This is a genomic window from Streptomyces sp. NPDC001868 (genome assembly GCF_040297125.1).
In the GTDB taxonomy this organism is placed as follows: Bacteria; Actinomycetota; Actinomycetes; order Streptomycetales; family Streptomycetaceae; genus Streptomyces.
In genome coordinates this window covers 64677-77676 of the sequence record NZ_JBEOYO010000018.1, presented here as the reverse complement: position 1 = coordinate 77676, position 13000 = coordinate 64677, and the positions used below count along the sequence as shown (strand labels likewise).

12 protein-coding genes and 1 pseudogene are annotated in these 13000 nt (G+C 72.3%); 8 read left to right on the top strand and 5 right to left on the bottom strand.

Translation table 11 applies throughout. The features are described from left to right. Window positions 1-22 precede the first annotated feature (22 nt). Entirely contained in the window at window positions 23-643 is a 621-nt protein-coding gene (locus tag ABT147_RS22035; protein ID WP_351408652.1) for a bifunctional 4-hydroxy-2-oxoglutarate aldolase/2-dehydro-3-deoxy-phosphogluconate aldolase, read from the bottom strand. A gap of 207 nt (window positions 644-850) precedes the next feature. On the opposite strand from ABT147_RS22035, the gene ABT147_RS22030 reads away from it, so the two are divergent. From ABT147_RS22030 to ABT147_RS22020, 3 genes are all read left to right on the top strand, one after another. Continuing rightward, the gene (locus tag ABT147_RS22030; RefSeq protein ID WP_351408650.1) at window positions 851-1549 is read left to right on the top strand and encodes a TetR/AcrR family transcriptional regulator; all 699 of its coding nucleotides are present in this window, start codon (window positions 851-853) and stop codon (window positions 1547-1549) included. A gap of 95 nt (window positions 1550-1644) precedes the next feature. Beyond that, window positions 1645-2331, top strand: a complete 687-nt coding sequence (locus ABT147_RS22025) for a DNA alkylation repair protein (protein WP_351408648.1) — start codon at window positions 1645-1647, stop codon at window positions 2329-2331. Window positions 2332-2457: 126 nt separating this feature from the next. Next, window positions 2458-4848 carry a DEAD/DEAH box helicase gene (locus ABT147_RS22020; protein WP_351408646.1) on the top strand — a complete coding sequence of 797 codons (2391 nt, stop codon included), beginning with the start codon at window positions 2458-2460 and terminating at the stop codon, window positions 4846-4848. 101 nt (window positions 4849-4949) lie between these two features. Here ABT147_RS22020 and ABT147_RS22015 read toward each other — a convergent pair whose 3' ends face one another. From ABT147_RS22015 to ABT147_RS22005, 3 genes and pseudogenes are all read right to left on the bottom strand, one after another. Continuing rightward, complete coding sequence (locus tag ABT147_RS22015; protein WP_351408644.1) at window positions 4950-5342, bottom strand: VOC family protein; 393 nt, start codon at window positions 5340-5342, stop codon at window positions 4950-4952. Beyond that, the gene (locus ABT147_RS22010) at window positions 5339-5641 is read right to left on the bottom strand and encodes an ArsR/SmtB family transcription factor (protein ID WP_351408641.1); all 303 of its coding nucleotides are present in this window, start codon (window positions 5639-5641) and stop codon (window positions 5339-5341) included. The genes ABT147_RS22015 and ABT147_RS22010 overlap by 4 nt, the downstream gene beginning before the upstream one ends. A 102-nt stretch (window positions 5642-5743) precedes the next feature. Beyond that, window positions 5744-6621 (bottom strand): annotated as a pseudogene (locus ABT147_RS22005) (amidohydrolase family protein). A gap of 245 nt (window positions 6622-6866) precedes the next feature. Here ABT147_RS22005 and ABT147_RS22000 point away from each other — a divergent pair. From ABT147_RS22000 to ABT147_RS21980, 5 genes are all read left to right on the top strand, one after another. Then, window positions 6867-7382, top strand: coding sequence for an SRPBCC family protein (locus ABT147_RS22000; RefSeq protein ID WP_351408639.1), 516 nt, complete (start codon window positions 6867-6869; stop codon window positions 7380-7382). Beyond that, window positions 7375-9006 (top strand): phytoene desaturase family protein, encoded by a 1632-nt coding sequence (locus ABT147_RS21995; RefSeq protein ID WP_351408637.1) that lies wholly within the window; start codon window positions 7375-7377, stop codon window positions 9004-9006. Before ABT147_RS22000 ends, ABT147_RS21995 begins: the two co-directional genes overlap by 8 nt. A 103-nt stretch (window positions 9007-9109) precedes the next feature. Then, a complete protein-coding gene (locus ABT147_RS21990; protein ID WP_351408635.1) occupies window positions 9110-9988 on the top strand; it encodes an SDR family oxidoreductase in 879 nt (292 codons plus the stop codon). Window positions 9989-10152: 164 nt separating this feature from the next. After that, on the top strand, window positions 10153-10848 hold the full coding sequence (locus tag ABT147_RS21985) for a nucleoside deaminase (protein WP_351408633.1): 696 nt from the start codon (window positions 10153-10155) through the stop codon (window positions 10846-10848). 64 nt (window positions 10849-10912) lie between these two features. After that, a complete protein-coding gene (locus ABT147_RS21980; protein WP_351408841.1) occupies window positions 10913-11842 on the top strand; it encodes a hypothetical protein in 930 nt (309 codons plus the stop codon). A gap of 221 nt (window positions 11843-12063) precedes the next feature. Here ABT147_RS21980 and ABT147_RS21975 read toward each other — a convergent pair whose 3' ends face one another. Beyond that, entirely contained in the window at window positions 12064-12912 is an 849-nt protein-coding gene (locus tag ABT147_RS21975; protein WP_351408631.1) for an NmrA family NAD(P)-binding protein, read from the bottom strand. Window positions 12913-13000 lie beyond the last annotated feature (88 nt).

The window sequence follows — 13000 nt, the reverse complement described above, 5'->3', positions numbered from 1 at the left end:
ACCTCCGGAGCGGCCGGTTCCGTCACCGTCCCTCCCCCGCGACGACCCTGCGGAACTCGGCCGCGCGGGCGCGCAGTTGCTCCAGGTCGCCGCCGTCGGCCGCGTCCCCCACGAGGGGCGAGCCGACGCCGACGGCGAGGGCGCCCCGGTCCAGATAGGCACGGGCGGCCGACGCGTCCACGCCCCCGACGGGCACGAAGGGCACCTCGGGGAACGGGTCGCGCAGGGCCCGCAGATAGCCGGGGCCGCCGAGGGAGCCGGGGAAGAGTTTGATCGCGTCGGCGCCCCGTGCGAGGGCCGTCTCGATCTCGGTGGGCGTCAGGGCGCCCATCAGGACGGGGACGCCGTACGCCTCCAGACCGTCGACCAGGGCCGGGGTGACGAGGTACGCCGCGCCGGCGTCCAGAGCGCGTTCGGCGTCGGCGGCCGAGCGTACGGTCCCGGCGCCGAGGAGGGCGTCGGGGCCGAGTTCGGCGCGCGCCTGCCTGAGCACGGTCAGGGCGTCGGCGGTGGTCAGCGAGACCTCGACGGCCGCGACACCCTCCTCGACGAGGGTGCGTACGGTGCGCAGGGCCGCGACGGGGTCCTTGCCTCGGACGATCGCCAGCAGGCGGTGGGCGCGGAGCGATTCCACCAGGTTCATGGGAGCGGGCTCTCCTTGGGCGTGGGGTGCGGGGCCTGATGGTGTCACCCATGCGGAACCTGACGCAGGTCGCGCTGCTCGTTGTCCTAGGTGCCGTTGTCATGGACGTCGTTGTCATGGATCCGCTGTCAGGGATGCCTCTGCTCTGCTCCTGGATGCGGAAGCAGCACAAATGGATAGGGTGATCCGATCGCTAGAATGACCGTCATGACCTCTGGCGCCCGACATCCTGACGATCCCGCCGCGCCTCGGTTGCGCAGTGACGCCGAGCGCAACCGGGGGCGGATCATCGCCGCCGGTCGCTCGGTGTTCGCGCGGGACGGCCTGAACGCCTCGATGGCGTCCGTGGCCCGTGAGGCAGGGGTCGGGATCGCGACGATCCTGCGGCACTTCCCCACGAAGGAGGAACTGGTCGCCGCGGTCTTCTCCGACCGCATGGACGCCTACGCCGACGCGGTCGCCGCCGCCCTCGACGACCCCGACCCCTGGCGCGGCTTCACCGGCTACATCGAGACCGCGTGTGCGATGCAGGCCGCCGACTACGGCTTCGCCGATGTGCTGACCATGACCTTCCCCACCGCAAAGGCCATGGAGAAGCGGCGCGACGAGGCGTACGCGTCCATGGTCGAGCTGATCAACCGGGCCAAGGCCACCGGGCGACTCCGCGAGGACTTCGACCCCTCCGACCTGGTCCTGATCCACATGGCCAACGCCGGCGTCGTCAACGCCACCGGCGACGCCGCCCCCGACGCCTGGCGCCGGGTCGTCGCCCTCATCGTCCAGTCCCTCGAAACCCCCGCCCGGGGCCCCCTGCCCCCCTCACCCGAACACGACGCCCTCTACAAGGCCATGCTGCGCGCCGGCCCGGCGGGGCCCACCGCCCCCGCGCCGGACAAGAGCGACTGACCTGGCGGCCGGGCGGAGCGGGGCGGGGCGGCCGGCAAGCCCGTCCTTACGTCACCGATAGGCTGAATCTCCCCCGTGACGGACAGGAGACCGACGTGGCCGAGACGATTCCGACCGGGACGACGGTCGCCGAGGTGCTGGCCGAGCTGGCCGCGCTCGAAGACCCGAAGGCACGCGAGGTGAACGAGCGACACGGTGACGATCACGGTGTGAACCTCGGCAGACTGCGGGCGATCGCGAAACGGCTGAAGACACAGCAGGAACTCGCCCGGCGGCTGTGGGCGACCGACGACAGCGCGGCAAGGCTGCTGGCGCTCCTGATCTGCCGCCCGAAGGAGTTCGGGCGCGACGAACTGGACGGCATGCTGCGCGGGGCACGCACGCCCAAGGTGCACGACTGGCTTGTGAACTACGTGGTCAAGAAGAACCCGCACGCCGAGGAGCTGCGCCTGTCCTGGTCCGCCGATCCGGATCCCGTGGTCGCCGGCGCGGGCTGGGCGCTGACCACCGAGCGCGTGGCGAAGAAGCCCGAGGGCCTCGACCTCCCCGGGCTGCTCGACGTCATCGAGGCGGAGATGAAGGACGCCCCGGACCGCCTGCAGTGGGCGATGAACCACTGCCTGGCCCAGATCGGCATCGACCACGCCGAGCACCGCGCCCGCGCGATCGACATCGGTGAGCGCCTGGAGGTGCTCAAGGACTACCCGACCTCCCCGGGCTGTACTTCGCCGTTCGCTCCCGTCTGGATCACCGAGTTGGTACGCCGGCAGCAGGACAAGTAGGCGGGCTGCACCCGGCAGTCGACCCCGGCCGGCCCTGTCCGGGAGGCCGGTCTCCGTCAGGCACGGACGGATGCGGTGATGCGGAACGGTGGGCCCGGCTGTACGGCGCGGGGAAAGGGACGGTCGGTGACCGGTATTCGGCTTCGGAACCATCAGGTCGAGGCGGTGGCCGCGATCGTGCGGGGCCTGGACGTCCCGCCGGCCGGGGGCATTCCCGCGAACGGTCTGCGGGGGCAGGTGCATGCCGCGTGCGGGACCGGAAAGACGGTCATCGCCGCCGCGTCGGCGAAGCGGATGGTGCCCAGAGGACGGGTTCTCGTCGTGGTGCCGACGCTGGAGCTGCTGACCCAGACGGTCAAGGCGTGGCACGCGGCCGGGCACAAGGGTCCGGCGGTCGCGGTGTGTTCGCTCCACGACGACCCGGAGCTGTGGAATCTGCGGGTCCGGTGCACCACCAACCCCATCCAGTTGGCGTTGTGGCACGGCCAGGGGCCGGTGACCGTCTACGCGACGTACGCCAGCCTGGGCGTCCTCGCGGAGGCCTTCGAGGGCGCGTACGGCCAGCGGCTGGCCCCGATGGACCTCGCGGTGGTGGATGAGGCCCACAGGACGAGCGGCTCGCTGGGCAAGGCCTGGGCGGGCATCCACGACCAGACCGTCATCCCGGCGCACCGGCGGCTGTATCTGACGGCGACGCCCCGGATCTGGCAGGAGCGGCCCCCGCACTGGGAGGTCGCCGAGGGCGTACGGGACGCGCTGCCGGAGGAGTTGGCGGCCTCGATGGACGACGAGGAGGTCTTCGGGCCGGTCCTGTACAGGCTGTCGCTGGCGTCGGCCGTCTCCCGGGGCCTGCTCGCCCGGTACCAGATCGTCGTCGTGGAGCTCCAGGACCCGGTGGTCACCCCGGAGCGGCTGATGGGTGAGGAGCGGCGTGGCGAGGAGGTGCGCGGGCAGCGGCTCGGGGCACTTCACGCGGCGCTGCTGCGGACCATGGCGGACCACGACCTGAACACGTGCATCACGTTCCACCACCGGACGATGGAGGCGCAGGCGTATGCGGAGGGCCTTCAGGGGGTCGCGGCCAAGCTGCACGCCGACCAGCCGCAGAGGTACCCGGAGCGGATCTGGGCCGACTGGCTGTGCGGCGAACACGCGCCCGAACACCGGCGCGAAGTGCTGGGTGCCTTCGCTTCGACGGGGCGGCGGGCGGTCCTGTCCAACTGCCGTGTCCTGGGCGAGGGCGTCGACATCAGAAGTGTGGACAGTGTCGCCCTGCTGGATCCGAAGGGCGCTCCGCACGACATCGTGCAGGCGATCGGCCGGGCCCTGCGGCAGAAGCCGGGGCAGGGGAAAGTGGCGTCACTGATCGTGCCCGTGTTCCTTCGGCCGGGAGAGCGGCCGGAGGACATGTTCACCTCCGGGTCGTACCGGCCCTTGGTGAAGGTGCTCGAAGGGCTGCGTGCTCACGACGAGGAGGCCGTGGAACTGCTCGCCATCCCTCAGGAGCCCCAGAAGGGCGTGGCACAGCCGTCCACGCACATCGGCGCGGCGCCGGAGGAGGGCGGGGAGGAATCCCGTCTGCTGCTGCGCTTCGCGGCCCCGCGTGATCCGGTGATGGTCGCGCAGTGGGTCAGCTTCAACGTGATCGACACCGAGCGCCAGGACTGGGCCCGGGGCTACATGGCGCTGCGGCGCTATGTGGAACGCGAGGGGCACGCGCGCGTGCCCTACGACCACAAGGAGGGAGCCCAGCCTCTTGGGCAGTGGGTCGCGGAACAGCGGCGTGCCTACGGGGCCGGGCAGATGCCCGGCAGGCGTGCCCGGCGGCTGGAGACGCTCGGCATGGTCTGGAGCCTCGCGGACGAACGCTTCCAGGAGAACCTCGCGGCCGCGCGGGTGTACTACGAGGAGCGCTGGACGCTCTGCGCGCCCCGGACGGCGACGGCGCTGGACCGGCCCCTCGGTCAGTGGCTGTCCAACCTCCGCCGTCCCGGCGCGCTGGACGGTCACCCGGAGTGGGAGACCGCGCTGCGCGAGATCGACCCGGACTGGAACCCCGCCTGGCCCGCCGACTGGCAGCGGCACTACGCGGCCGTGCGCGAGCTCCTGCGTGACGAGGACGGGGCGGACATCCTGCCGGGGGTCACGGTCCATGGCCAGGACGTCGGGCGATGGCTCCGCAAGCAGCGTCAGCACACCGTCTGGACGGGGCTGACGGGCGGTCAGCGGGAACGCCTCGAAGCCCTGGGTGTCGTACCGCTGCCCGCGCCGCAGGAGGAAGCGCCGAAGGAGGCGTCCCGGACGGCTTCCGGGGCCTTCGATCGGGGCGTCGCGGCCCTGGCGCAGTACCGGGCCCGCACCGGTTCCGTGACGGTCCCCCGGGCCCATGTGGAGCGGCTGGCGGACGGCACCGAGGTGAAGCTCGGGGTGTTTCTGTCGAACACGAAAACGAGGCGTGCCAAGCTCGGCGCCGACAAGCTCCAGCGGCTCGCCGACCTCGGGCTGAGCTGGGACTGAGCCCCGGGCTGAGCTGGGGACCGTAGGGCTGCTGACACGAACGCTCGGCCATCGCCTCCACCAGGAGTCGGCGCCGCCTGTCCGCCCCCGGCCCGCGCCCTCTACTGCGGCTTCGTCGCGATCTGGATCAGGTTGCCGCAGGTGTCGTCGAAGACGGCGGTGGTGACGGGGCCCATTTCCAGGGGCTCCTGGGTAAAGCGCACGCCGAGGCCGCGCAGGCGCTCGTACTCCGCCGTCACGTCGTCGACGGCGAACTGGGCGAGCGGGATGCCGTCCTCCACGAGCGCGTCCCGGTAGGTCTTGACGGCCGGATGGCCGGCGGGCTCCAGGAGGAGTTCGGTGCCGTCGGGCTCGTCGGGCGAGACGACGGTCAGCCAGCGGTCCTTCTCGCCCACCGGGACGTCGTACTTCTTCACGAAGCCGAGGATCTCGGTGTAGAAGTGCTCGGCCTTGGCCTGGTCCTCGACGAAGACGCTGGTCAGATGAATTTTCATGGGGTGCTCTCCTGCGGTCCGGGGGTGTCGGCCACGAGCCATCGCTCGGCGATCCGCCGCAGCGGGGCCGTGTTCAGGTCGTGGAACTTGTAGCGGCCCTCCCGCCTGGTCTCCACGAGCCCGGCGGCCTCCAGCACCGCGAGGTGCTGGGAGACCGCCTGGCGCGAGATGCCGAGCTGATGCCTCATGCTCAGCCGCGAACAGATCTCGAACAGTGTCTGTCCGGACTTCTCGGTCAGCTCGTCGAGGATGATCCGGCGGGTGGGATCGGCCAGGGCTTTGAACAGGTCGTCGGCCACGACCCCACAATAGGCAAGCAAACACTTGCCTATCAAGTCCACCGAGGGCAGCACCCGGACGACGATCCCGCGCACCGCTCGCCGGGCAGCAGGCCCCGGCTCTCACAGCCCGAACAGCTCGGCCCCGTTGTCGTGGCACACCGCCCGCAGCCACTCCTCCCCCAGGCCGAGCCGTTCCAGGGCGCGGAGCTGGTGCAGGTACGGGTAGGGGATGTTGGGGAAGTCGGAGCCGAGGAGGACGCGGTCGCCGAGGGCGGCGAGCCGGGGCAGGGCGCAGCGGGGGAAGGGCATCAACGCCTCGGTGAAGTCGGTGAGCGCCATCGTCGTGTCGAGCCGTACCTCCCCGTACCGCTCGGCGAGGCCGAGGAACTCCTCGTACTCGGGCATCCCCAGGTGCGCGACGATCAGCCGCAGCCGAGGGTGTCGTGCCAGCACCCGCGTGACCGGCTCGGGGCCGGTGTGCTTGCCGGGTGCGGGGCCCGAGCCGCAGTGGATCACCACGGGGATGCCCGCCTCGGCCAGCAGCCCCCAGGCCCGGTCGAGGAGTTCGTCGGCCGGGTCGTACGCCCCCACCTGCACATGCGCCTTGAAGACACGCGCGCCCGCCTCGACGGCCTCCCGGACGTACGCCTCCACACCCGGCTCGGGGTAGAGGGTGGCGGTGTGCAGACAGTCGGGGGTGCGGCGGGCGAAGTCGGCCGCCCAGCCGTTGAGCCAGCGGGCCATGCCCGGCTTGTGCGGGTAGAGCATCGCGGTGAAGGCCCACACGCCGAACTCCCGTAGCAGGGCCGCCCGTTCCGCCTCCTCATGGCGGTACGTGATCGGCCACTCCATCCCGCCGGTCAGCGGTCGAGCGCGTCGAAGTACTCCCACACCTTGCGCAGGACGCGTTCGGGCATGAAGTGCGTGTGGACGTCGACCAGCCCCGGGAGACCGAGCGACTGCCAGAACCGGCGGATCTCACCGGCCTCCTCGCCCATGCCGGGGGCGGGGACCGGGACGGGGACTCGGACGGGGACGGGTTCGGCGGGGTCAGCCGGGTCGCCGGGTGACCTGGAGTGATCGTTCATCCGCCCACGATCGGCTCGGGGGAGGCGGCGGGTCCACTCCTGTGCACGAGGTGTCCATGAGGGGTCCCTCACTCGGGCCGCGTACGGCCTGGTGTGGATCTCGGCGGGCCGGGCACTCGTGCGGCGACCGAGGCGGGGCTGGCTGGAGGTGCGGCATGGCGATACGGCATCGTCTGATCAAGGTGAGTCCCGAGGCCGTGTGGGCCGTTCTCGCGGACGGCTCCCGGTACGCGGAGTGGGTGGTGGGCACGTCGGCCTCCGAGCCGGTACGGGGGCAGTGGCCGCGGGTGGACTCGGCGATCGGGTACGAGGTCCGGGTGGGCCCCCTGCGACTGACCAACGAAACGGTCGTACGGCACTGCGTGGAGGGCTCCGAACTGGAGCTGGAGGCGAAGGCGGGCGCACTGGGGACGGCGCGGATCTTCATCAAGCTGCGCCCCTGGGGGTCGTACTGCCTGGTGATCGCGGACGAACACCCGCTGCAGGGGATGGGCGGAGTGCTCCACAACGTCGGTGTGGAGGCGCTGATCCAACTGCGGCATCGCGCGATGCTCGCCCGGCTCGCCCGGCTCTGCGAGACCCAGGCCGAGCCCGGGACCGAGGCCGACCGGCCGACGAGTCTCCACGCGCGGCGCAGGGCGGCGGCCCACGGCACCGGCGGCCATGCCTGACGCGGTGGTGATCGGCGCCGGCCCCAACGGGCTGGTGGCCGCCAACCTGCTGGCCGACGCCGGCTGGACCGTGGAGGTCCTTGAGGAACAGCCCGAGCCCGGCGGCGCGGTGCGCCACGACAGGGGCGTCGACCCCGACTTCGTCAGCGACCTCTTCAGCTCCTTCTATCCGCTCGCCGCCGCGTCCCCGGTACTGGCACGTCTCGGCCTCGACGCGTACGGCCTGCGCTGGAGCCACGCGCCCCACGTACTGGCCCACCCCCTCGGCGACGGCAGGTGCGCGGTCCTCTCCCGCGACATCGACGCCACCGCCGACTCCCTCGACGCCTTCCACCCGGGCGACGGAGACGCCTGGAAACGCCTGCACGGCACCTGGGAACGCCTCGGCCCCGACATCGTGGACGCCCTGTTCACCCCGTTCCCGCCGCTGCGCGCCACAGCCCGCCTCGCCGTCAGGCTGAAGGCGGCCGGCGGCCTGCGGATGGCCCGCACCCTGATCACGCCGGTGCGCCGGATGGGGGACGAGGAGTTCGGGGGCGAAGGCGGAAAACTGCTGCTGGCCGGCAACGCGCTGCACGCCGACCTCGGACCGGAGGCCGCCGGCAGCGGCGGCTACGGCTGGCTGCTGTGCATGCTCGGACAGACGCACGGCTTCCCCGTACCGGCCGGCGGGGCGGGCGCCCTGACAGCGGCCCTCGTCAGCCGGCTGCGGGCGCGTGGCGGCAGCCTCCGCTGTGGGCAGCGGGTGCGCCGCGTCCTCGTGCGCGGCGGACGGGCCGCCGGGGTGCTGACCGCCGACGGCGAGACGGTGACCGCGCGCCGCGCCGTCTTGGCGGATGTGTCCGCGCCGGCCCTGTACGGCGGACTCGTCGAGGCCGACGATCTCCCGGCCCAGCTGATGGCCGACCTGAAGCGCTTCCAGTGGGACTTCGCCACGTTCAAGGTCGACTGGGCCTGCGACGGGCCCGTGCCCTGGCAGGCCGAGGCGGCGGCCCGGGCTGGGACCGTCCACCTGGCCGACGGCGTGGACGAACTCACCCGCTGCGCCGCCCAGATCGCCATGGGCCAGGTACCCGACCGACCCTTCGCCCTGTTCGGCCAGATGACGACCGCGGACCCCTCCCGTTCTCCCCAGGGCACCGAAGCCGCCTGGGCCTACACCCATGTGCCGCACGTCATCAGATCCGACGCGGGCGAAGAGGGCCTCACGGGTACCTGGGGCCGCACGGAGCAGGAGGTGATGGCCAACCGGATCGAACGCCAGGTCGAGCGGTTCGCGCCGGGTTTCCGCTCCCGTATCCGCGCCCGGCGTGTGCTGGCCCCGCCCACCCTCCAGTCGCTCGACCGCAACCTGCACGGCGGCGCCATCAACGGCGGCACCGCGGCCCTGCACCAGCAGCTCTTCTTCCGCCCCGCCCCCGGCACCGGCCGCCCCGAGACACCCGTGGACGGCCTCTACCTCGCCTCCGCCTCCGCCCACCCGGGCGGCGGGGTCCACGGCGCCCCCGGTGCCAACGCCGCCCGCGCCGCGCTGCGCCGGCACCGGCTGCCCGGCCTCACCCGCGCACAGCGCGTCCTCGCCCACCGGGACCGCACCGGACGGAAACCGGACCTCCCCCGCTGAGGTTCCCTCCCGTACAGCGGCCGGGGCGCGCCCGGCACCGAGCAGAATCCGACACCGCGCAGAAGAGGAGCAGAAGCAGAAGCGGAGCAGAAAGGGACCAGCCGTGGACGACAGCCCCCTCAAGGACCGCACCGTCGTGGTGACCGGAGCGGCACGCGGCGTCGGAGCGGCGCTGGCGACCGCGCTCGCCCGGCGCGGCGCACGACTGGCCCTCCTCGACCACGACGAACCGGCACTGGAGGCGACGGCCGCCGCCCTCCCCGGCACGACGCTTGCCCTCCGGGTCGATGTCGCCGACGGAGAGGCCCTCCACGCCGCCGCCGAAGCCGTCCGCAGGCGTCTGGGCCCGCCGTCGGCCGTCGTGGCGAACGCGGGAATCGCCGAAGGCGGCTCCTTCGCCGAGTCGGACCCCGCCACATGGCGCCGGGTGATCGACGTCAACCTGATCGGCAGCGCCCAGACCGCACGGGCGTTCCTGCCGGACCTGATCCGGACCGCCGGCTACCACCTGCAGATCGCCTCGCTGGCCTCGATCGGCGCCGCTCCCCTGATGAGCGCGTACTGCGCCTCCAAGTCCGGCGTCGAAGCCTTCACGCACACCCTGCGCGCCGAGACGGCCCACCACGGTGTGGCCGTGGGCATCGCCTACCTCGGCTGGACCGACACCGACCTGATCCGCGACGCCGACCGGTACGCGGCCCTGCGGGAGCTGCGCGCTCACATGCCGGGCCCCGCGCGGCGCGTCCAACCCGCCGACATCGTCGCCGCCCGTCTGACACACGCCGTGGAACAACGGCGGACCGCCGTCTACATCCCCCGATGGCTACGCCTGACCCAGCTGACCCGAGCCGCGATCCCGCCCCTCGTCCTCCGCGCGACCCGCCGCACCCTCCCCCGCCTCGAAACCGAACAGCTCGTCCACCCCACCGGCCTTCTCGGCCCGGGCGGCCACCCGGACAGGACCACGACCCCGGGCGGCTAGAGCCGCCGAGCGCTCGACACCCGGTGACGGCATGGTGCATGAGCCAGAGCCGAGGAGGGCACGGTGTGTGATGACTCGATCACTCTGCGGAACGGTCCGCGTCAGGCGAGGAAAAGCGTGTGGACTCAGGCAGGCGGCGGTTTCTCGGGAAGTGGGGAGCCGTGGTGACGGGAGCCGCGGCACCGCTCGCCCTCCCCCGGCACATGCTCCAGGAGAGCCACGCCCGCCCGGCTCCCGACGCCGGTACCCGTACCGGTAGCGACGCCGACGGCGGTGGCGGTGGCGGTGGCGGTCACGAGAGGTTCATGTGGCTGGCCGTCGAGCAGGCCCGGAGGAACCCCGAGTGGCCGTTCGGCGCGGTGATCGTCCACAGCCGTACCGGTGAGGTCCTGGGGAGCGGGGTCAACACCGGGGCGGACAGTCCGCTGTTGCACGGCGAGGTGGTCGCCATGAACGACTACGTGGACCGCCACGGCAACCAGGGCTGGGCCGAGACGACCCTCTACACCACGGGTGAACCCTGCTCGATGTGCATGAGCGCGATGGCCTGGGCGAATCTGCGACGCGTCGTCTGGGCCAGCTCGATCGACGAGATCCGCCGCACCGACATCATCCAGATCGCCCTGTCCGCACGCGAGGTGGCCGCCGCAGCGCGGTCCTTCTACACCCCGGAACTCCTCCTGGGCGGCGTACTGGCGGACCACACGAACCGCCTCTTCCACGAGGCCCGGCGGCTGCGCCAGAGCCTCTCCGACCCGTCTGCGGCTGGGCCCGGCATCGACCACCGGCATCGCGTCGGGTATCGGCCCCGAGGTGCGTGGCGGTCCCGGGCGAGCGAATCTGAGGAACATGCGGGGTAAGGGTGCGCGGGGCGGCGGAGGCAACGACGCTCAGAAGGCCGACGTGAGGAAGGCCGGCCTGGAAATGACCGACGTGGAGAAGGCTGACGCGGAGAAGGCCGACGTGGAGCAGGCTCTCGACGAGCTCTACGCCACGCCGCCAACCGCGTTCGTCCCGCGTCGCGAGGTGCTGACGGCCGAGGCCAAGACGGACGGACGCGCGGAGGATGCTCGTCGGATCCACGCCGCTCGCCGCCCCTCCCTCGCCGCCTGGTCGGCGAACCTGCTGCTGCGTTCCGAGCCGGAGGAGAGCCGGCGGTTCCTGGAGCTGGGCCGTGCGCTGCGCGAGGCCTACCTGAACCTGGATGCCGGCGGGGTCAAGGAGCTGTCCGAGCAGCGCCGCAGCATCGTCGCCGCGATGTCGCGACAGGCCGCCGAGCTTGCCGCGCAGGCCGGGCACCGGCTCTCGGACACGGTACGGCGAGACGTCGAGGCCACCCTGCGTGCCGTGCTCACCGACCAGGACGCGGCGGACCGGTGGGCCACCGGCCGTCTGGAGAGCGCCCTGACGCCGCCGGCGGACTTTCCCGGCCGTACGACCGCGACGACCGGCACATCCCGGAAGCCGGCCCGAGCCACGGCCGCACCGGCTCCGGCTCGGTCTCGCGCGAAGGACGAGGTCGCCGAGCGGCGCCGCGAGAAGCAGGAGCGGCTCGGCCAAGCCCGCGAGGCGGCCCGGGCCGCCGACCGGCAGCTGCGTGATCTGCGTGCCGCACGAGCGGACGCCGAAGCGCGACTGGAGCGGGCCCGCGACCGGCACGACCGGGCCGGGAGGGACATGTCCGCCGCCGAGCAGCGGCTGCGGGAGGCACGCGAGGAGCTTCAGCGGGCGGAGAAGGAACAGCGGGAGGCGGAGAAACGGTGCCAGGCGGCCGGCGACGCCACCTCCCGGGCCGAAGAGGCGGCCCGCGAGGCCACCCGGGAAGTGAAGCGGCTGTCCGGGCGCGTGCGGTAGCAGGCCGGGGGCGGGGGCGGCGCGTCAGGTGCGGTCGGCCCTGACGACGCGGTCGCGACGACGCGGTCCTGCTGACGCGGTCCCGATGATGCGGTCCTGATGATGCGGTCCCGATGATGCGGTCCTGATGATGCGGTCCCGATGATGCGGTCCTGATGATGCGTGGAGCGGCGCGCCCCCCGGCCTCAAGTCCCAAAGACCCCAAGTCCCCGTACTACGCGTTACACGGGCGCCGTCGCCGTAAAGGCATCAGCGTGTTGCGCGGCCCATTGGGCGAATGTGCGGGCCGGACGGCCGGTGACCTTCTCCACGGTGTCGACGACCGTACGGCCCGCCTCCGGGGTGTCCCCGTACACCTGGAGCAGGAAGTCGATCACGTCCTCCGGCTGGCCCGCCGCGCGCCATTGTGCGACGGCCTCTTCCTCGGTGAGTTCGATCAGGGCGATCTCCCGGCCCCGGGCTGCGGCGATCGACGCCACCTTGTCGCCCACGGTCAGCAGTTCGGGTCCGGTGATCACGTACTCCTGGCCCGCGTGACCCTCCTCCGTGAGCGCGACCGCGGCGACGGCGCCGATGTCGCCTTCGTGGACCATGGCGCTCAGCCGGGAGACGAACGGCTCACGGACCTCGCCGGAGGCCACGATGCCGTCCGCCCACTCCAGGGCGTTGGACATGAACTCGACCGGCATCAGCACGGTCCAGTCCACTCCCTCGGCGGTGCGTACGCTGTCCTCAAGCGGAGTCGGGCCGCCACCGTGCAGCACCGTGACCCGGCGTACGCCGGCCGCGCGAGCCAGGGCCAGGATCCGCGGGCCGGTCTCCAGCGGGGCGAAGTAGGGCCCGCCGAAGGTGATCAGATGGACCCCCGTGACGCCTTCCAGGGCCGAAATCAGGCTGTCGGGTTCGGTCAAGTCACCCTGGACGACGTCGACTTCGGCCGGGAGGGCGGCCTTCGACGCATCGCGGGTGAGGGCGCGGACCGTGTGGCCGCGGGCGAGGAGTTCGGCGACGACCTGACGGCCGACGGTTCCGGTGGCGCCGGTGACAAGGATCTTCTGCGTCTGTGTCATGGCCCGACCGTAGGAAGGCTTGCGGTCATCTTCCGTCCTCAAGGCGCGGGCCGGGGTGCGGCTGTCACACATCGCCATGCCGCCTTGT